Genomic DNA, 19,427 nt, shown 5'->3' on the forward strand with positions numbered 1-19,427 from the left:
ATCAGATCTCGCGGTCGTCGCGCTCCGCCAGGAACGCCTCGAACTGGGCGGCCAGCTCGTCGCCGGTCGGCATCGGGGTGGTCTCGGCCAGCAGGTTCTCCTTCGAGGCGCCCGACGTGAACGCGTCGTACTGCTGCTCCAGGCCCTCGATCGCGCCGGACAGCTCGGCCGAGGCCTGGATCTGCTCCTCGATCTCGGCCGTGGTCTTCCCGGCCGCCTCGCGGAGCGTCTCCATCGGGAACACCAGGCCGGTGCCCCGGGTGATCGCCTCCAGCGCGGCCACCGCCGCCTGCGGGTATTCGGCCTGGGCCAGGTAGTGCGGCACGTGCACCGCGTAACCCACCGCGTCGTGGCCCTTGCCGCCGAGCCGGAACTCCAGCAGCGCGGCCGCGCTCCCGGGCACCTGCACCCGGCCGAACGGGCTGGTCTGGCCGTTGATCAGCTCGGGGCGGCTGCCGTGCGCGGTCAGGCCGAGCGGGCGGGTGTGCGGCACCCCCATCGGGATGCCGTGCGCCGTGACCAGCTTGCCGATCTTCAATCGGGTCGCCAGCATGCCCACCGCCTCGGTGAACAGCTCCCACTCCCGGTCCGGCTCCGGGCCCGTCATGATCAGGAACGGGGTCCCGGTCACGTCGTGCACCAGGTAGACCGCCAGTTCCGGCATGTCCACCTCGGTCCAGCGGTCGGTGTCGAACACCATCACCGGCCGCCGGGATCGGTAGTCCAGCAGCCGATCGATGTCAAAGGTCGCGACGACCCGGTGCTCCAGTTCGGCGAGCAGATGCCCCAGGGCGAGCCGTCCCGCCGCCCCGGCGTCCACGAAGCCCTCGAAATGGTAGAGCAGCACCGGATCGGTCAGCTCGGGGACGTCTCCGTCGAGCCGGTAGAGATCCGTCGGGTCGAACACGATGTCAGCCTTTCCTCAGGTCCTTACACAAAGAACCTACGACCCGCCCAATCGATTCCGGGCGGTTTCGGGGACCCTATCGGTGGAGATTGGGGTTCATGCAGCCGGATCCGCAACTGGACACGTCGCGCATGCTCGCGTCCTACCACGGTCACGCTGAAACGGTCCAGGGTTTGACCGAGCATTGACCGGATGAACCGCCGGGGTCTTCGGCTAGCCGGGCTCGGGCGAATCCATCTCGCCCAGCGCGGTGGCGATGGTGTCCTCCAAGGTCAGCCGGGCGCCCTGGCGGAACAGCTCGTTGAACCGCTCCAGGCCCAGGCTCTCCTCGCATTCCTTGCGGCTCTTCTCGTACTCCTGGGAGAGGAACGGCGAGCCCATCTGCGCCAGGCCGAACGTCTGCCAGTTCGTCACCGACGCGCCCAGCAGGTAGGTCGCGTGCACGACCCGGCCCTCCGCCACCGCGATCCGGGCGATCGTCTCCAGGACCAGCAGCACGCCCGGCACGTCGTGGAAATGCCGCTTGATCCGCAGCGCCTCCTTGGCGCTCACCACCGCGTCGGCCAGCCGGTCGGTGTTCAGCTCCACGATCGACAGGATCCAGCGCGCGTAGGAGCGCAGCCACAGCTCGCCGCGCTCGTGGCAGACCTTCAGGCAGTCCTGCAGCAGCGTCTCCGCCTCGAACAGGTCGTTCTGCGCGGTCAGCACCAGCGCCAGCTCGCCGATCGCGGGCAGCAGGCCCGGGTTGAGCTCCCGGCCGCCCCGGTGGAACTCGATCGCCACCCCGAGCAGCGCCGTGGCCTTCTTCAGGTCGCCCTGCAGGAACGCCGCCGTGCCCTGCATCTTGGTGGCCAGGATCACCGAGGTGGAGTCGCCCACCTGGACGGCGTCGGTGCTGCACTGCTCGGCCGCCTCGATCGCCCCGCCGATGTCGCCCTGCGCGCTGCGGATGTAGGACAGCACCCACAGCGCCTTGCAGCGTTCCTTGCTCGGCTGGGTGGACTCCTTGACCGCGCGCTCCAGGTAGTGGCGGCCCTCCCGGACGAAACCGCAGGCCACCCACATGAACCAGAGCGAGGCCAGCAGTTCCAGGCCGATCCGGACCTGCCCGGGGTTCTTCAGGCAGTAGTCGACCGCGACCCGGATGTTGTCGTGCTCCTGGCGCATCCGGACGAACCAGTGCACCTGCCGCGGGCCCGACCAGGCGTGCTCGCCGCGCTCGGCCAGCTGCAGGTAGTAGTCCCGGTGCCGCGCCCTGAGGGCGTCGGTCTCGCCGAGCTTGTCCAGCCAGTCCTCGCCATACTGGCGGAGCGTGTCGATCAGGCGGTAGCGCTGGCCGGAGACCGTGCTGTAGCTGAGCAGCACCGACTTGTCCACCAGACCGGTGATCACTTCCAGGATGCGGTCGGCCGCCAGGCTCTCGCCCGCGCAGACAAAACGGGCCGCGTCCAGCTCGAAGTCGCCCGCGAACACCGCCAGCCGGGCCCACAGCAGCCGCTCGGCCGGTTCGCACAGCTCGTGGCTCCACCCGATCGCGGCGCGGAGCGTCTGGTGCCGGGGCAGCGCGGTCCTGCTCGCGCCCGCCAGCAGGCTGAACCGGTCGGTGAGCAGGCCCAGGATCTGGTCCACCGACAGCGCCCGTAACCGGACCGCCGCCAGCTCGATCGCCAGCGGGATGCCGTCCAGGCGCACGCACAGCTGGGCCACGCTGTTCACGTTGGTCTCGTCCACCACGAAGTCCGGCACCACGGCCGAGGCCCGCTGCCGGAACAGCTCCACGGCCTCGTTGTGGTACGGACTCTCCGACGGGTCGTCGCCGGGCACGATCAGCGGCGGGATGGCTACCACGGACTCGCCCTGGGTGTTGAGCGAGCGCCTGCTGGTCGCGATGACGCGCAGCTTGGGCGCCCGGGCCAGCAGATCCTGGACCAGCTCCGCGCACGTCTCGACCAGGTGCTCGCAGGTGTCCAGCACCAGCAGCAGCTCGCGCTCCGACAGCCAGTCGCCGAGCGTGTCCGCGCCGGCCCGGGCCGACTGGTCGGCGATGCCGAAGGCGGTGCTGATCGTGTGGTGCACCATGCCAGGATCCTGCAGGCGGGCGAGATCGACATACCAGATCCCGTCCTTGAACTGCTGGCGGACCAGGTGGGCGATGCGCAGCGCGGTGCGTGTCTTGCCGACGCCACCGATACCGGTCACCGTGACCAGGCGGGAGTTCTGCAAACGTTGTCTGATGGTGGTGAGGAGTCGACTACGGCCCACGAAACTGGTGAGTTCCGCGGGCAAATTGCCCTCTCGCCGCCATCCTGCTGGCGTTGCCATGCCGCCTCACGGGGGTTGTTGCGTCCGGCCTGCACCTGAACCAATGCAATTGCGCGCCCATACGGGCTCTTTCCTGTTCTCGCATCGTACCCTTGCCCGCCGACAGATGTTTGGGCGAGAGGAGCCGACGTTTCTCCCGTGGGGGGAAATCACCCCCGGGGAGAGTCGATATTATTGGCCGCATGACAGAGCAGCAGCCGGATGACATGCGTCCGGTGGACCTCTTCGATGACGGTCTGCCGGTGCTGCCGGACCAGACCGCGGATGACACCGACCACGGCTGGGGCGAGTGGCGGGGCGATGACGACGACGCCCGGTTGATCGAGGATCGGCCCCCGCACTGGTAGTCGTCAGTGCGGCTCTTCCAGCTGGTCCCACCACCAGTTGATGGCGGTGACCGGGAGCGGGTCGGGGCTGTCGTCCATGGGCTCGTCCTTCCAGGTGCGGGGCATGGCGATGCGGTCCGCCGTGAGGTCGTCGTCGGGGTTGCGCGGGTCGCCGTACCGGTCGGTGATCATGCTCCACTCCAGGTAGCCGCGGACCCATTCGCCCAGGCCGTGGACATAGCGGGTGAGTTCGGAGCCCGCGTCCGTCTTGACCTCGTCGCTGAGGCGCAGGAACAGTGACATCACCCGGTCCCGCATGGCCACGGCCGTGGCCAGCGCGTCCGGGATCGAGCAGTCGTTCTGGTGGGCCAGCACGCTGACCAGGTTCTGCAGCTCGGCGTAGCCGTACCGCTCCTTGCGGAAGGCCTCCTTGTTGAAGGAGATGATGTCGTTGTCCCAGCCGACCAGGGCGTTGGCCATCTCGGTGAGGGCGCGCACCCGCGTGGTGGACATCTCGGCCGCCGAGACCTCGTAGCCGGCGCTGATGTCGATAAACATCAGGCTGGGGGCGGTGGCGGTGACGTTCAGCCACATGGCCACGTAGTCGTTGACCCGGGGAATGCGCTTGGCTGAGCGGTTGACGGCCTCCCAGATCAGGCCGAACAGGTATTTCCGCAGTTCCTCCACCCAGCGGGCGGTCTGCACGGGGGTGGCGTAGAGGTCGAGGCGGCGGCGGATGTCGCGCAGGCCCTCCGCCCACGGGTTGCCCGGCAGCATCCGGGCCGTGGGGGCCTCCAGGATGCGGGCCAGCTTGCCCAGCAGCTGGACCAGCTCGTCCAGCGACGACTCGTCCTCGCGCTCGTCGCAGTACATATCGTCGAACGTGAACAGCCAGAACAGCTGGTCGCTGGCGACCTGCAGGCCCTCGCCCGAGCCGTGCGGCATGGTGAGCGAGGCGAAGTAGCCGACCTTCTGGGTGGCCAGGTAGTCACGCTGGGTACGGTTTCTGTGCAGGCCGAAATCGTCCATCCACTGCACGGTGCGCCGGTCGATCTCGGCCGCCTCGGGGGAGATCGCGTACGGGAACGGGCAGTAGAACGAGGGCACATCCATCTGGGAGATTTCCACGGCAGGATCCTTTGGGGCGAGGGGGAGAGTGGAGCCGCGAGGCAATGCGGAAAACGCACCGCACGCGGAGTATGTGTTATTACGACTTATCCCGATTTATCGGTTTATTTCTGGGTGGTTATCGGGATTCCAGCGTCATGGGGATCTTGTCGGCGGACATCGTCCCCAGGGCCATCTCCCGGACGCGATGACCTGGCACCGGGCGCAGCCGGAACCTGGTCGGCAGGGTCGCGAGCACCAGCGCCATCGAGATGCGGGCCAGCGGCTCGCCCGCGCACTTCCTGGTGCCCGCCCCGAACGGCAGGAACAGGTCGCGGGGCAGGCTCTTGGCGCGGTCGGGCGCCCAGCGATCGGGGTCGAACCGCATCGGATCCGCGTACACAGCCGGGTCCCTGAGCAGGGCGGACACGCTCACCAGCAGCTCGGTGCCCGCGGGGATGGGCACGCCGCCCAGCTCCAGCGCCCGGGTGGTGCGGCGCATGACCAGCCAGCCGGGGTTGCGCAGCCGCAGCGTCTCGTTGACGATCTGCTCGATGTAACCGAGCTTGGGCAGGTCGTCGGCGGTCACCGTGCGGCCGGCCAGGACCTGGTCCAGCTCGTCGTGCAGCCGCCGCTCGGCCTCCGGATGTTGCCCCAGCTCGTGGAAGATCCAGCCGAGCACGTGGCCGGTGGTGTCCCCGCCGGCGACCACCAGCGAGAGCACCTCGTCGCGCAGCTCCTGGTCCGACATCGGCAGGCCCTCGGGGTCCCGGGCCTCGATCAGCATGGACAGGATGTCGTGGTGGTCGCGCTCGTCGGCGTGGTAGTCGGCGATCACCTTGGTGATGGCGTGCTCCAGCCGGTCCCTGGCCGCGTTGAACCGCCGGTTCGCCGGGATCGGCAGGCGCTCCAGCAGATCGCTGGGGACCACCGTGCGGATGCCGACGCCCACCATGAAGTCGGCGATGGACTCCTGCACGTCGCGGACCTCGCCCGCGGCCGTGTCGGAGGAGAACAGGGTCTTGGTGATCAGCGCCACCCCGAGCCGGTCCATCTCCCTGGCGATGTCCAGCGTCATCCCCGCCTGCCAGGAGCCGGTCCGCGCCTCGATAACGCCGCGCATGGTCTCGATGTCGTACCCGGGGCGGGAGTGGTGGAAGGCGGGCTGCACCATGCGCCGCTGGCGCATGTGGAAGGGGCCGTCGGAGGTGCCGAGCCCGTCGCCCAGCAGCGGGCGCAGCTTGCGGAAGAACCGGCCCCGGGCGAACGTGGTCCCGCCGTCGCTGAGCACCTCGCGGGCGATCCGGGCGTCGCTGATCACGAACGCGGGCGTGCGCCCGAGCCGGATGCGGACCACCCCGCCGTGGTCGCGCATCTGCTCGAGGAAGCTGAGGCGGCGTCTCACCAGGGATGGAATGTGCCCGAGCAGCGGGAAGCCGCCGGGCGCGGCAGTCGTTAGCTGAGGCATTGGCGCGATCCTCGTCTCGGCTCGGCAGGGTCGTCCGACTGGACGACCAATGGCCATGCCAAAGCGCGCCCCCGATTAGCGAGCGCATGCGATTGGCATGCCCGCTGGTGCCCCTACAGGAAATAAGTCCCATTCATTCCGACATGAAATGGTTGCTCTGTCAATGAGACATGACTGCCGAAGTTGAGAAGATGCTGCGCATCTGGAATCACATGGGAGTCGCCGTGCCCATTCAGTCGCTATTGTGATTATTCGCCACTGACGCGGTGTGATAATTTGATTGTGTAGTCGTTTGTCACGGTCTAATTCGGCATGGCCGGAAATATCAGGAGACGACGTCCTTTCGGCGGAATCGCCGAAATGCGAAGGCGATCAGGATCACCGCGTAGGTGAGGGCGACCGCGACGCCCTTGATCATGCCGCTGTAGTCGGGCACCGGGGCGAGCGCGTCCAGCCAGGCGGTGTTCCAGAACGTGGGCAGGAACTCGCGCAGGCCGCCCAGCGCCTCCACCGCCTGCAGGATGGAGCTGACGATCACCAGCCCGACCGCGCCGCCCACCGCGCCCAGCGGCGAGTCGGTGCTCACCGACAGCAGGAAGGCCACGGCGGCCACGACCAGGTTGCTGACCATCGCGTATCCGATGACGATGGCGAACTTGGGCAGCACGTCGCCGGCCGGGATGATCTCGCCGGTGCCGGGCACGGTGATGTCGTTCCAGCCGAACACGATCGTCCCGGCGAGCAGCGCCATCAGCGGGACCACGGTGACGGCCGCCGCCGAGTAGCCGAGCGCGACGATCAGCTTCTGCCGCAGCAGCCGGTCGCGGGGGATCGGCGCGGCCAGCAGGTAGCGCAGCGACGACCAGTTGGCCTCGCTCGCCACCGTGTCGCCGCAGAACAGCGCCACCGCGACCACCAGCAGGAAGCTCGCCGACACCGACAGCGCGAACGCGGCGAAGTTCAGCCCGCCCGCCGTCGCCAGGTCGGACAGGCGCAGGCTGTTCTGGTTGTTGCTGTTGCCCGGCCCGAACTGGAAGGCGATCACCAGGATCCAGGGCAGCGCCATCAGCAGGCCGAACATGACCAGGGTGCGACGCCGCTTGAACTGCCGGATGATCTCCACCCGGAGCGGCAGCGTGTGCCCCGGGGCGTAGCCGATCGCGCCGGTGCTCATACCTGCTCTCCGATCAGGTCGAGGAACACGTCCTCCAGGCGGGTGCTGCCGTTGAGGTGACCCCGGCTGAGCAGCTCGGCCACCGGGCCGTTCGAGATCAGCCTGCCCCGGTGCATGACGACGACGTGGCTGCAGGTCTGCTCGACCTCGCCGAGCAGGTGGCTGGAGACGATCACGGTCCGGTCCTTCGCCGCGTACGACCGCAGGACCTTGCGCATCTCGGCGATCTGGGGCGGGTCGAGACCGTTCGTGGGCTCGTCCAGGACCAGCAGGTCCGGCAGGCCGAGCATGGCCTGCGCGATCGCGAGCCGCTGCCGCATGCCCTGCGAATACGTGCGCACCGCGCGGTCCACCGCGTTTCCGAGACCGGCGATCTCGAGCGCCTCGTCGAGGTGCGCGTCGGCGGGCGGGCGGCCGGTGGCCCGCCAGTAGAGCTCCAGGTTGTCCCGCCCGGACAGGTGCGGCAGGAAGCCGGGGCCTTCGACGAAGGATCCCAGCCGGGACAGCACGGGGGCGCCTGGCACGACCTTGCTGCCGAAGATCTTGATATCGCCGGCGTCGGGGTGGATGAGTCCCATGAGCATGCGCATGGTGGTCGTCTTGCCCGCGCCGTTCGGGCCGAGCAGGCCGAGCACCTGGCCGCGTTCCACCCGGAACGACAGGTCGTCCACGGCCTTCTCGCCGTTGCGGTACCGCTTGGTCAGGCCGGTGATCTGGAGGGGGACGTCGGCCAGGTCGCTTTCCTGGGCGGTGTCGGCTCGGCGCACCCGGCCGACGAGCACCAGGACGACGGCGACGACGAGCGCGGACAGCGGCATCGCCCAGGTCCACCAGGCCGGTCCCGTCGCCGGAGCCGACAGCCCGCTGTCGGTGGGGATCACCAGGTCCGGCGAGGCCAGCTCGATCCGGTAGACGGCCGGCGCGGCGGGCGTCGAATACGCCATGTCCGTGGTGGCCAGGACGAGGCGCAGCGTGCGGCCGGTGTCGAACCGGCGGTCCACCGCGGGGAGGGCGATCGTGGCCGTGGTTCCCGACGGGGTCGCGTTCACCCGGAGGGGCGCGGTCAGATTCCCGGGGAGTACGGCGAGCTGGCCTGTCGTGGCGTCGTAGAGCTTGGCGAAGAGGGTGACCTGGCCGGTGCCGTACACGCGGATCGTGGCGGTGGGGGAGCCGGTGAGGTGGATCGGCGCTTTGAGCGGAGCGGACTCGAAAGTGGCGGATTGGCCGGGGAGGTCGAGTGCGGCGCTCACGCCGGTGGAGGAGTTGCCGAGCAGTCCGCCGAAGCCGGGGATCGAGGAGATCGCGGCGGGGGAGCCGCCCGGCGGGTTGGCTACCTCCTGCGCGGGTCCGTTGAGCGTGACCGAGGTCTGCGCGGTGCCGGAAAGGCCGGAATAGCGGCTGCCTTCCGCGTGCACGATCGTGTTGCGCCGGGTGCCGGGGTCCCGCCCGCCGTCCCGGGAGACGGTGAACGCCGCGCCCCCTGGCACGGCCGTGGCCGCGCTCTTGCCAGCGGTTTGGTCAGCGCTCTGGCCTGTGGTTTGGTTAGCGCCGGTTTGTCCGGCCGTGTTCTGGCCTGCCGCTCCCTGACCTGTGGCCTTCTGGTACGCCGCGGCGGCGGGGTTGCCGGGGGTGGCCGAGTCTTTGAGCCAGGTGTCGAACCAGGCGGCGGTGCGGTCGAAGACCCAGTCGCCTTCGCTGTCGCCGCCGTCGTGGCCGCCGTTGATCCAGGCGACTTCGACGGGGGCGCCGGTGGCCGCGATCGCGCGGGCGTTGGCGTCGGCGTGCGAGAGCGGGAAGAGGGAGTCTCGCTGGCCTTGAATGATCAGGGAGGGAATGCGGATTTTTCCGGGCACGGAGACGGGGCTTGAGCGTCGCAGCAAGTCGATGGCCTGCGGGGTGGCCTGGCCCTTTTCGGCGATCTCCTGATAGATGTCGCAGATCGTCGGCATGAATCGTCCGCATTGCACTTGTTGCGGCGTCATGCCTGTCGCCGCCGGACGTTCAGAGCCGGAGGTTCCCGGAGTTCCGGAAATGTCGGGCGCGCTGGTGGGCGCTGGGCTCGCGCTTGTGCCTCCTGCGCCCGTTTCGTTCGTGCCTGCTCCGTTCGTGCCTGCTTCGGGTGTGGCTGTTCCGGGTGTGGCTGTTCCTGGTCCGGGCGTGCCCGTTCCGCCTGTGCCCGTTCCGCCAACTCCGCCAGAGCCGCCGGTTCCCGTAGCTCCGGTCAGGCCCGCGAGGCCGCCCGAGGCGCCGCCGCTGAGGCCTGCCAGGCGGTTGCCGCCTGCGCTGAAGAAGATTCCGGCCCACATCTTCTTGAAGACGCCGGTCGCGGGGCCCTGGCCGGTGGCGTTGGGGAACAGGGCGTCGGCCAGGTCGTGCCAGGTGATCTGGGGGGCGATGGCGTCGATCCTGGTGTCGTAGGCGGCGGTCATCAGGGCGATCGCGCCGCCGTACGAGCCGCCGGCCATGCCGACGCGGGGGTCGCCCGCCGCGTCGAGCCGTACCTCGGGGCGGGTGGCGAGCCAGTCGACCAGCTGCTGGACGTCCTTGACCTCGTAGTCGGGGGAGTTGAGGGCGATCTCGCCGGTGGAGCGGCCGAAGCCGCGGGCGGACCAGGTCAGGACCGCGTAGCCGTGCTGGGCCAGGCGCTGGGCCTGGTCGCGGACGCTCGCCTTGCTGCCGCCGAAGCCGTGGCCGAGCAGGACGGCGGGGGCCTTGCCGCCGGACGCGGGGGCGAAGAACGTGGCGTCGATCGTGACGCGCTGGTCGTTGGCAGGACCGTCGAGCACGTCGATCGTCAGGTCCTGGCCGCGCGGCGGTGGCTCCGAGGGCCAGACCGCCCATGTGATCGCGGCCACCGCAAGGACCGCAAGCGCGATCACGGCGGTCATAGCCCGCCGCCCACCAGGGAACGTCATGTCGAGAGCTTACTGAGAACCGCTGAGAGCCGGCTGAGACCGCCTGGCGGGCAGGCGTGCCGGCGGTTGGGTTGAACGTGATTGGGGTGGCGAGATGAGGTCTGTCCGACCGGTGGCGTACCTGCTGGGCGGTTGGGGTTGATGCGTGTGGGTTAGAAGGTGATTGGGGTGCTGAGGCGAGGTTCGGTCAGCGAGTGCGCGGCGGTGAGAACATAGTCGCCTTCGACCAGCCGCCAGCCCTCCTCGGTCCAGATTTCGGCGGTCCGCCGCGGGATCTCGATGGTCACCTCGACGCTCGCTCTGGGTTCGGCGTCGGCCGTCGCGAACCCGGCCAGCCACCGCGCCGGGCGTGACTCGTCCGGTTCGACCGGAGAAAGGTACGCCTGGACGACCTCCCGTCCCGGTCGCGTGCCCGAATTGCGTAGTCGCACGGTGAGGGCGCCGATGGCCGAACCGTCATCCGCGTCCGTGTACTCGATCGACTCGTAGTCCCACGTGGTGTAGCCGAGGCCGTGGCCGAACGGGTAGGCGGGTGCGGTGCCCATCCGGTCCCAGGCGCGGTAGCCGATGAACACGCCCTCGTCGTAGCGGATCTCCCCGTCCCGCGGGGTCACGTCGAGGACCGGGCAGTCGGCCATCGTCACCGGCCAGGTCGTCGGCAGCCGCCCGCCCGGTTCGGCCGCGCCGGTCAGCACGTCGGCCAGCGCGTGCCCGCCCTCCTGGCCGGGGAACCAGGTCAGCAACGTCGCCGCGACCTCCTCCCGCCACGGCATCTCCACCGGGGAGCCCGCGTTCACGACCACGATCGTGTTCGGATTGGCCGCCGCCACCCGCGAGACGAGCTCGTCCTGGCGTTCCGGGATGCGCAGCGAGCGCCGGTCGAAGCCCTCGCTCTCGATCTCCTTCGAGGTGCCCACCACGACCACGGCCACATCGGCCTCGCGGGCGGCGGCCTCGGCCTGCGCCAGCAGCGTGTCCGCGTCCGGCCGCGGCTCCCGGTGGGCCAGGCCGAACCCGACGAACGCCAGCGGCATCTCGCCGACCTGGCCCTTGTAGACGGTGTGGACGAGCAGCACGTCCACCGGCCGACCGGCGGCCAGCTCGACCGTGAAGACTTTCTGCGCCGGTACGAAGATCGCGTCGGCCGCCCGGTCCGGGGGCGGTTTGATCACTCCCTCGTGCAGGGTCGAGCCGTCGATCTCCAGCCGGAAGGCACCGAGCCCGTCGATCGCGAACTCATGCCCGCCGTCCACGTCGGGGGTGAAGGTGCCGCCGATCTCGACCGTGTGCAGCTCGTCGTACGGCACGGGGGTCTGGCCTATCCACGTCAGCATGCCGTCTATCTGTGGGAACGTCCCCAGGATCCGGCCGTCCGCGGCCCTGGCCGTGGAGGTGATGGCGAAGCCGTCGCGGGCCGGGTTGAGGTTGGGGCTGGGGTCGGCGCCTCGGGCGTACGTGACGTCGAGACCGGCGGCGCGCAGGCCTTCCAGCGGTGAGACCACATGTTCCGGGTAGACCTGCGCGCTTCCTCCGCCCATCACCCGGGCGTCCTTGGCCAGGCCACCGATCAGGGCGATCCTGGTGCCCGTCGGGAGGGGGAGAATGCGCTGCCGCCCTGCCGCCGGTTCGTTTCGCAGCAGCGTGAAGGAACGCGCGGCGACTTCCCGGGCGAGAGCCTCCCCGTCCACGTGCGCGAATTCGGGGCGTGGACTGCCGGTTCGCAGCGCGCCCGTCCTGGCGGCCACCGTGAGGACCCGCAGGACATGCTCGTCCAGGACGGCCTCACTGACCTCGCCCGCCTTGACCGCGTCGGCCAGCGCGGGCCCGTACACCGTTCGCGGGCCTGGCATGGCCACGTCGAGTCCGCCGTTCGCGGCCCGCACCGTGTCCCTGGCCGCCGTCCAGTCCGACACGATGAACCCGTCGAAACCCCATTCCTCCCGCAGCACCCGGTTCTGCAGTTCGTCGTGTTCGGTCATCGTTGGGCCGTTGACCCGGTTGTAGGCCGCCATCACCCCGTACGGGCCGGCTTTGAGGTTCACGATCTCGAAGGGCGCGAGATACAGCTCGCGTAGCGCCCGCTCGCCGACGAGGACGTTCGCCGTGAATCGCTCGGTTTCGAAGTCGTTGGCCACGAAGTGTTTGACGGTGACCGCGACGCCGCGTTCCTGGACGCCGGTCACGTATCCGGCCGCGATCTCGCCGCTGAGCAGGGGATCCTCGGAGTAGCACTCGAAGTGGCGTCCGCCCAGCGGTGACCGGTGCAGGTTGACGGTCGGCGCGAGCAGTACGTGCACTCCCTTTCGCCGCGCCTCCTGCGCCAGCAGTTCGCCCACGCGCCGGGCCAGTGCGACATCCCAGGTGGCCGCCAGGGCTGTCGGGCTGGGGAGAGCGATCGACGGGTCCACCGCCGTCCACTCCATGCCCCGGACCCCGATCGGCCCGTCCGACATGACCAGGGAATCCAGGCCGATCTCGGGTATGGCAGGCAACGTCCACATGTCCTGCCCCGCGAGCAGCGCCGCTTTCGTGTGAAGATCGAGTCTTTTGAGCGCCTGAGTCACTTCGTCCATCGTCAGCCTCCGATCGCGATCTCCCTTCACCATCGCATCGGTGGCCATGTACTGATAGGTGCGTCCGGACCCGAAGTCCGTCCTTAGTACGCGATACGGCCACGAATCCGGAGGCATGATTGCGCCGCAGGTAAAGACAGCGGCATCATTTCGCGCGTGAACTCTGGAATGTCGCTCAAGCAGGCCCCTGCCCGGATCATCGGGTGGGCTCTCCCATACTGGACACGAGGGACGGCAGGGCGGGAAACCCCCGCCGAATTGTTCCGTGTCCTCTACCTCGGCTGGCTGGTGGCGTTCGTTTTCAAGGTGCTCGGCTCTTCGTGGGATGTTTCCTGGCATTTCCGGTGGATCCGCGATGACCTTGCCCCGCCGCACCTGCTCAACACGGTCGGCACCGTCATCGCCGTCGGGCTCACGATCGTGCACTGGTACACGGGCTACGGCGTCGACCGCACCGCCTCCCGGCTGATCCAGTGGGGGACCGGGACCTTCCTGATCGCCGTGCCGCTCGACCTGATCAACCACCGGATCAACGGCCTGGACATCACGGCCTGGAGCCCCTCCCACGCGCTGCTGTTCATCGGCACCGCCTTCATGATCGCGGGCGTCATCCGGGGCTACTTCGTCGGCGCACCCGCCGGGCGCATGCGCACCACGGTCCTGACGATCCTGTTCGGCTTCTTCCTGGAAAACGCGATCTTCCCCAGCCAGCACCAGGAGTATGGCGTGCTCGGCCTGGCCGCCTGGATCCGCGGCGAACCCGAGGCCGAACCCGCGCTGCTCGACTTCGCCGCCGAGACGCTCAACCGCCCCGTCGACCTGGTGGCCATCCAGAACTTCTCCCTGCCCGTCCCCGACGCCGTCTACTCGGTGTGGGCGGGCGTAGTCGGCATGATCATCCTTGTGATGGCGCGCATCATGGTCGGCCGCACCGGCACCGCCACCATGATCGCCTTGGGGTACGTCGCGTACCGCATGCTGATCTGGCCCCTGCTGGTCGTCATCGGCTTCCCCGGCTCCGCCATCCCGTTCTTCCTCATCCTCGCGGCCATCGCCGTCGACCTGGCCTTCCTCATCCCCCTCCCCGCCTACATCCGCCCCCTCGTCGGCACGGCCCTCATCACCGGCGGCGTCTACGGCGGCCTCTACCTCCAGGACCTCCTCGTGGAAGCCCCCCCGTACGCCCCCGGCTCCTGGCCCCTCGCCGCCGGCCTCCTGCTCGCCACCTGGCTCCTCACCGAACTCTTCGTCCGCCGCTACCGTCTCCGCGCCGAGGACGCCGTGGCCGAACTCCGCTGAACGGCTTGCGCCTCAACTCCGGATCACCTGGAGTTGAGGCTTTGGCGACTGAGGAGGTCAAGATCGACACAACCTGCGTCTTCTGCGACATCATCGCGGAACGCGCGCCCGCCACCATCGTCCGCGCCTGGCCGGAAACGATCGCGATCACGCCCATCGATCCCGTCACACCCGGACACGTCCTCGTCATCCCGCACACCCACGTCACCGACGTCGCCGAAAGCCCCGAAGTCTCAGCCCGCACCATGGCCAGAGCCGCCGAACTGGCCGCGGAACACCCGGCCGTCAACATCATCACCTCCCGCGGCAAGCCCGCCACCCAGTCGGTGTTCCACCTCCACCTCCACGTCGTCCCCCGCGTACCAGGCGACGGCCTCCTCCTCCCATGGACCTCCCGACCGTGAACTGCGCACCCGGGATCTGCACGCCTACCTACGCCAACCAGAAAACTTGCTGATCACGCAACTTTTTGTGAGGATGGGTTCCGTGAGCAGCGAAGCCGTACCCACCCGACGCCCGCACGCCGGGTTGCGGGAACGCAAGAAGGCGGCGACGCGGCAGGCGCTGGGCCTGGCGGCGATGCGACTGGCCATCGAGCGCGGGCTGGACAACGTGCTGGTCGAGGACATCGCGGCCGAGGCCGGTGTGTCGCCCCGCACGTTCAACAACTATTTCGCGAGCAAGTACGAGGCCATCTGCGCGCTGGCGGTGGACCGGGCCAGGCACGTCGGACAGGCCCTGCGTGCGCGGCCGGACAGCGAACCGCTCTGGGATGCGATCACGCACGCGGTGCTCCGCCAGTACACCGGCGCCGACCAGGCACCCGAAGGCTGGATCGCCGGCGTGCGTCTGGTCACCAAGGCGCCCGCCCTGCAGGGCGAGTACCTGAAGGCACAGGCCGTCATGCGGGACGTGCTCGCCGAGGCGATCGCCGAGCGCGTCGGCGCCGACAGCGGCCACGAGATGCTTCCCCGGATCCTCGCCGACGCCGTGGCAACGGCGACGGAGGTGGCCACCGACCGCTGGCTCATCGCGGACCAGCCCGCCTCGGCACCCGACCTGGTCCGCCAAGCGCTGCGGCAACTGTCCGGCTACCTGCGCCTGCCGGACACAACACCGCAACCCGCCAACCCCCACAAGGAGCACCAATGAGCGTCCCGGCAGGCGCCGCGAATCCGGATCGGACAGCCACGTCCAGGACGGTGCCACTGCTGATCGCCGGAGTGATCGCCGGCCCGCTGTTCGTGACCACACTCCTCATTCAGGGCGCCGTCCGCGCCGACTACGATCCGCTGCGGCATCCCGGCAGTTCGCTGGCCCTCGGCGAGTACGGCTGGATCCAGGTCACCAACTTCATCGTCACCGGCGCGCTGACGCTGGCCTTCGCCGTCGGCCTGCGACGTTTACTCAAGCCCCACGGGCGTGCAACCTGGGGGCCGTCGCTGATCGCAGTATGGGGAATCGGATTGATCGGCGCGGGCGTCTTCGCCACCGACCCGGTAAGCGGCTACCCACCCGGAACCCCCAACATGGTCGAACATCCCAGTACCCTGGGCGCGCTTCACGACGTGTTCTCGATCCCCGCCTTCATCGCGCTGCTGGCCGCCTGCCTGGTATTCACCCGCCGGTTCGCCACCCAACACCAGCGCGGCTGGGCGATCTACTCGTCGGTCACCGCCGCCGTGTTCGCAGTCTCCTTCGCGATCTCCGGCGTCGCCTTCAACCAGGCCGAAAGCCTGGTGGACTTCGGTGGACTGTTCCAGCGCATCTCCCTCATCACCGGCTTCGGCTGGCTCACAGCGCTCGCCATCTACCTGCTGAACACATCACGACCCCGAGGACAACTCACCAGATAAGACTGTCACCGGAGGAACGGTGCCCGTTCCCGGCGCGAGCTCGTCCTGGGTCAACCGGCGGGCCCTGACAAGTCTGGACATGCCACACCTCGATCCACCCCCGCAAGATCAAGAGCTGATCGGCGGTATCGTCGCCCCCATGGCCCAGGACCTGGCCGGCAAGCGCCTGCTCACCATCCTCACCGCCCTCTGCCGGGCCCTGAACTGTCAGCCCGGCGACCTCCTCAGCTACCAGAACGAGTGATCGTTTGTAATGCCCGGCCGCCTGGGGCGATTTGCAGGCATGAGCTGGTCGAGCGCTCGACCGTGCTGGTCGTACCCGATGGAGATGGGCAGGTCGCGTCATGAGCTTCGCTTTCCATGCCCGGCGCGTCCGCAATCGTGGCCTGCCCTACAAGTACCGGTACACGGCTCTGCGATGCGCTGTGGGACGGCATATGCCCCTCGGGTTCACCGCCACTTGGCAGTACATCACCGGTGTAGCCGGATCGGTCCGGAGCGATGAGCCCGCGCTGCTGCGGGCCCTCGACGTCCTGGAGGCCAGTCGCGCGGGCCAATTGCGGGAGATGGCGGCATTCGGGGCACGACGGCGGGCGGAGAAGCAGCGTGGGTATGGGGTGCGTCGCGACGAGCAGCGGTACCGATTCGGGCCCCGCTGGTACGGGGCAGACGCCCACGAGGCGATGTATCAGACTGTTCAGAGCTTGTGGGCCGAACATACCGCCCTCCCATTTCCTGAGATGCCCAACCACGACAAGACCGACGCTTTGATAGCAGACAGCTACACGGCGGGCTGTATCTGGAGCTATCTCCGTTCGGGCGGGCAGGCGACCGGCGACAATCGGGCGGTCCTCCGCCGATGCGTTGCCAGCCTGCACCGGCGCCCCTTCGGCGGCATCGAGGACATGGAGACCTTTCGGTACTTTCTAGGGCTGACGAAGATGGCCGACCTCGTTCTGCATGACGCCTTGCCGCTGATCCGGCGGGGGTCGGTCGACGACGCCGCTGCGGTCCGCGAGGTTTTCCTATCCGCCACGGACGACAAGCCGTATCTGCGGGACACCGAACCCGACGCCGGGAACCCTGAATGGATCAACGGATTCTTGGCGTGTGGTTACAGCCACGAACTTTGGGTCGCCGAGTTGCGCGGCCGGATCGTCGCCTTCGCCACGCTCAGCATCGACCAGCTCGGCCATCTCTTCGTGATGTCCGGCCTCCAAGGTCATGGCATCGGCACCGATCTGATCGTCCATGCCAAGCGCGCCAGGCCCGAGGGGTTGCGCCTGCACACCTTTCAGCGCAACACGGGCGCGTGTCGCTTCTATGAACGGCATGGCTTCACCGTGTCCGGGTTCGATGACGAGCCGGGCGAGCCGGACGTGACCTACTCCTGGCAGCCCCGGCCTTCGGCAGGATGAGCCGCAAACGCGTGTTGCGTGGCGGGACATCTTCCAGCTCCGCTCGGCCGGGTGTCATTGTCAGGCGACGGGGGCGCGGGTGAGGGCTACGGCGACGCCGTACGCCAGGCCCATGATGGTGAGTTCCAGGGCGGCCCAGGTGGCGAAGGCGGTGGGGTGGGCTTGGGTGATTCTGGGGAGGAGGCGCCAGCGGATGTTGGCGGCCAGGAGGGCGATGGCGGCGGCGAAGGCTGTTTTGGCTAGGAGGAGCTGGCCGTAGCCGGTGGTGAGGAGGGAGGCGGGGAAGGGCTCGGTGGGGGTGAGGAGGAGCTCCACGATGCCGTTGAAGAGGCCGGAGAGGCCGACCAGGAACAGGCAGATGGTGGCGAGGCGGGAGAAACGGGGGAGGGTGGTGGCCAGGAGGGAGCGGTTGGTGGCCAGGAAGAGGGTTACCGCCAGGAGGCCGCCGGTCCAGGCTGAGGCGCCGATGACGTGGAGCTCCATGGAGACCATGCTGAGGTCGTGCCAGTACCAGTTGGAGGCGTGGCCGGTCACGGGGAGGGGGAGGAGGCCGAACATCGCGATGAGGACGCGGAGCTCGGCGGGGACCTTCTCGCCGAAACGGATGGCGAGGGTGCCGACGGCGGCGCTGAGCAGGGCGGCGGAGGCGCTGACGATCAGGCCTTGGCCGCTGCCGATCGTCTCCACGTAGGCGCCGACGTCGGGGATCTGGCCGGGCATCACCTCGGCGGCGCTGAGCAGGGTGGCGAGCAGGGCCGCGGCGCACCAGGTGAGTGCGGACATGACGGCCCAGTGCCGGGCTCGGGCGGCGATCGGTTCGGTACGGTCCACGTCGTCGAAACCCAGAAGCTTGGGCAGCAGGCTCAGGCCGACGGTCGCCAGGGCGGCGAGGTCCAGAAGCAGCCGGGTGACGGGCAGGCCGTAGTCCACGAGGATGCCGGGGACCGGGATGCCGGGGGCCTCGTCGGGGGCGGTCAGCCAGGTGCCGATGACGACGGCGAAGACGCCGGCGATCGCGAGTCCAGCCAGGGGGATCGTTCGCCGGGAAGGGGCGTCGCCGTTGGTGTCGGCGGATGTCGAGATGACGATCGGCGGGGAAGAGGCGGGGCCTTGGCCGTCATCGTTCTCGGTGTGGGTAGGTGCCGCGATGCTGCGCTGCGGTTGGGAAGCGGAGAGCCGGCCGTCGCTGTCGTCTGCGTAGGTTGATGCCGGGTTTGTTGAGGTTTGGCCCGGTCCGCCGGAGCGGGGCGTGGGATCCACGCCTTTTGGTGCGGGGACGTCGTTCTTGGTGCTGGTTGTGGTCGCGTCGGTCTCGCCAGACAGCGCGTGGTCGGGGGTGGCCGTCATGCGGCACCGCGCAGATTGCGGTCGTGGCGGGCCAGGGTGCGGACGGTGAGGGCGAGGAGGGCTGCCGTGGCGGCGAGGAGGCCCCAGACCCAGCTGCCACCGCCGGAAGGGGGGTTTGCTCCGGAGGAGAGCGGGGCGGCGGGGGGCGACTGCGCGGGGGCCGGGGTGGTGGCGGGTGTCGGCTCCGAGGCGGCCGAGGCGGCGGGTGTTGGCTCCGTGGTGGCCGAGGTGGTGGCCGAGGTGGTGGCCGAGGTGGTGGGCGAGGTGGTGGGCGTTGGGTTGGGGGCGGTGTAGGTGAAGGTGATTTGGCCGGTTACCGGGTGGCCGTCGTTGGAGAGGATTTGGTAGCCGATGGTGTAGGTGCCGGAGGTGGTCGGCGGGGTCACGGGGGTGACTACGTCGTTCTTTTCGACGGTGATGGTGCCGGATTCGTAGTGGGTGCCGGTTGCGTCGGTGAGGGCGATTTTGGCGAACTCGGGGCGTACCGGCTGGTCGAAGGTCAGGCGGACTTCGGTGGGGGCGGTGGTGAGGTGGGAGCCTTTGGACGGGTTGCTGCCTAGCAGGACGTTGTGGGCCTGGGCGGCGGGGAGCGGGGCTGCCAGGGTGGCGGCGTTCGCTAGCAGCAGGACCGTGAGTAGACGCCTCACCTGTCGATGACCTTCCGTTGGCTTTGGTGGTACGGAGCCATGGTGCCATCTATCGGTTTGGTGCGTGA

Annotated in this window: 16 protein-coding genes; 7 read left to right on the top strand and 9 right to left on the bottom strand. The window is 68.9% G+C overall.

The window, feature by feature from the left end; translation table 11 throughout:
• Position 1: 1 nt before the first annotated feature.
• Both Aple_RS09220 and Aple_RS09225 read right to left on the bottom strand, forming a co-directional pair.
• Positions 2–907: a proteasome assembly chaperone family protein gene (locus tag Aple_RS09220; RefSeq protein ID WP_155344081.1), complete on the bottom strand. Its 906-nt coding sequence runs from the start codon at positions 905–907 to the stop codon at positions 2–4.
• Positions 908–1,120: 213 nt separating this feature from the next.
• Positions 1,121–3,229 carry an ATP-binding protein gene (locus Aple_RS09225; RefSeq protein ID WP_155344082.1) on the bottom strand — a complete coding sequence of 703 codons (2,109 nt, stop codon included), beginning with the start codon at positions 3,227–3,229 and terminating at the stop codon, positions 1,121–1,123.
• A 182-nt stretch (positions 3,230–3,411) separates the two neighbouring features.
• Between Aple_RS09225 and Aple_RS51915 the strand changes: the two genes are divergently transcribed.
• Complete coding sequence (locus Aple_RS51915; RefSeq protein ID WP_170321362.1) at positions 3,412–3,576, top strand: hypothetical protein; 165 nt, start codon at positions 3,412–3,414, stop codon at positions 3,574–3,576.
• 3 nt (positions 3,577–3,579) lie between these two features.
• Here the strand turns inward: Aple_RS51915 and Aple_RS09230 are convergent, their stop codons facing one another.
• The 5 genes from Aple_RS09230 to Aple_RS09250 form a co-directional block, all read right to left on the bottom strand.
• Positions 3,580–4,683, bottom strand: a complete 1,104-nt coding sequence (locus tag Aple_RS09230; RefSeq protein ID WP_155344083.1) for a terpene synthase family protein — start codon at positions 4,681–4,683, stop codon at positions 3,580–3,582.
• A gap of 118 nt (positions 4,684–4,801) precedes the next feature.
• Positions 4,802–6,130 carry a cytochrome P450 gene (locus Aple_RS09235; protein WP_170321363.1) on the bottom strand — a complete coding sequence of 443 codons (1,329 nt, stop codon included), beginning with the start codon at positions 6,128–6,130 and terminating at the stop codon, positions 4,802–4,804.
• A gap of 325 nt (positions 6,131–6,455) precedes the next feature.
• Positions 6,456–7,304, bottom strand: a complete 849-nt coding sequence (locus Aple_RS09240) for an ABC transporter permease (RefSeq protein WP_155344085.1) — start codon at positions 7,302–7,304, stop codon at positions 6,456–6,458.
• A complete protein-coding gene (locus Aple_RS09245; RefSeq protein WP_246264280.1) occupies positions 7,301–10,219 on the bottom strand; it encodes an alpha/beta fold hydrolase in 2,919 nt (972 codons plus the stop codon). Before Aple_RS09245 ends, Aple_RS09240 begins: the two co-directional genes overlap by 4 nt.
• 152 nt (positions 10,220–10,371) lie before the next feature.
• Complete coding sequence (locus tag Aple_RS09250) at positions 10,372–12,792, bottom strand: beta-glucosidase family protein (protein WP_218038204.1); 2,421 nt, start codon at positions 12,790–12,792, stop codon at positions 10,372–10,374.
• Between the two features lie 156 nt (positions 12,793–12,948).
• Here Aple_RS09250 and Aple_RS09255 point away from each other — a divergent pair, with 156 nt between their 5' ends.
• The 6 genes from Aple_RS09255 to Aple_RS51920 all read left to right on the top strand — a co-directional run bounded on the left by Aple_RS09255 (position 12,949) and on the right by Aple_RS51920 (position 17,365).
• Entirely contained in the window at positions 12,949–14,091 is a 1,143-nt protein-coding gene (locus Aple_RS09255; RefSeq protein WP_155344086.1) for a hypothetical protein, read from the top strand.
• 41 nt (positions 14,092–14,132) lie between these two features.
• On the top strand, positions 14,133–14,495 hold the full coding sequence (locus tag Aple_RS09260; RefSeq protein ID WP_246264282.1) for an HIT family protein: 363 nt from the start codon (positions 14,133–14,135) through the stop codon (positions 14,493–14,495).
• An 82-nt stretch (positions 14,496–14,577) separates the two neighbouring features.
• The gene (locus Aple_RS09265; protein ID WP_246264284.1) at positions 14,578–15,243 is read left to right on the top strand and encodes a TetR/AcrR family transcriptional regulator; all 666 of its coding nucleotides are present in this window, start codon (positions 14,578–14,580) and stop codon (positions 15,241–15,243) included.
• The gene (locus Aple_RS09270) at positions 15,240–15,947 is read left to right on the top strand and encodes a DUF998 domain-containing protein (RefSeq protein ID WP_155344088.1); all 708 of its coding nucleotides are present in this window, start codon (positions 15,240–15,242) and stop codon (positions 15,945–15,947) included. Before Aple_RS09265 ends, Aple_RS09270 begins: the two co-directional genes overlap by 4 nt.
• 19 nt (positions 15,948–15,966) lie before the next feature.
• The gene (locus Aple_RS09275) at positions 15,967–16,191 is read left to right on the top strand and encodes a helix-turn-helix domain-containing protein (RefSeq protein WP_218038205.1); all 225 of its coding nucleotides are present in this window, start codon (positions 15,967–15,969) and stop codon (positions 16,189–16,191) included.
• Between the two features lie 496 nt (positions 16,192–16,687).
• Positions 16,688–17,365, top strand: coding sequence for a GNAT family N-acetyltransferase (locus tag Aple_RS51920; RefSeq protein WP_170321364.1), 678 nt, complete (start codon positions 16,688–16,690; stop codon positions 17,363–17,365).
• 60 nt (positions 17,366–17,425) lie between these two features.
• Here the strand turns inward: Aple_RS51920 and Aple_RS09285 are convergent, their stop codons facing one another.
• Both Aple_RS09285 and Aple_RS09290 read right to left on the bottom strand, forming a co-directional pair.
• The gene (locus Aple_RS09285) at positions 17,426–18,712 is read right to left on the bottom strand and encodes a CopD family protein (RefSeq protein WP_155344090.1); all 1,287 of its coding nucleotides are present in this window, start codon (positions 18,710–18,712) and stop codon (positions 17,426–17,428) included.
• Positions 18,709–19,359, bottom strand: a complete 651-nt coding sequence (locus Aple_RS09290; RefSeq protein ID WP_170321365.1) for a copper resistance CopC family protein — start codon at positions 19,357–19,359, stop codon at positions 18,709–18,711. Before Aple_RS09290 ends, Aple_RS09285 begins: the two co-directional genes overlap by 4 nt.
• Positions 19,360–19,427 lie beyond the last annotated feature (68 nt).

The sequence above is a fragment of the Acrocarpospora pleiomorpha genome, assembly GCF_009687885.1.
Taxonomy (GTDB): Bacteria; Actinomycetota; Actinomycetes; order Streptosporangiales; family Streptosporangiaceae; genus Acrocarpospora; species Acrocarpospora pleiomorpha.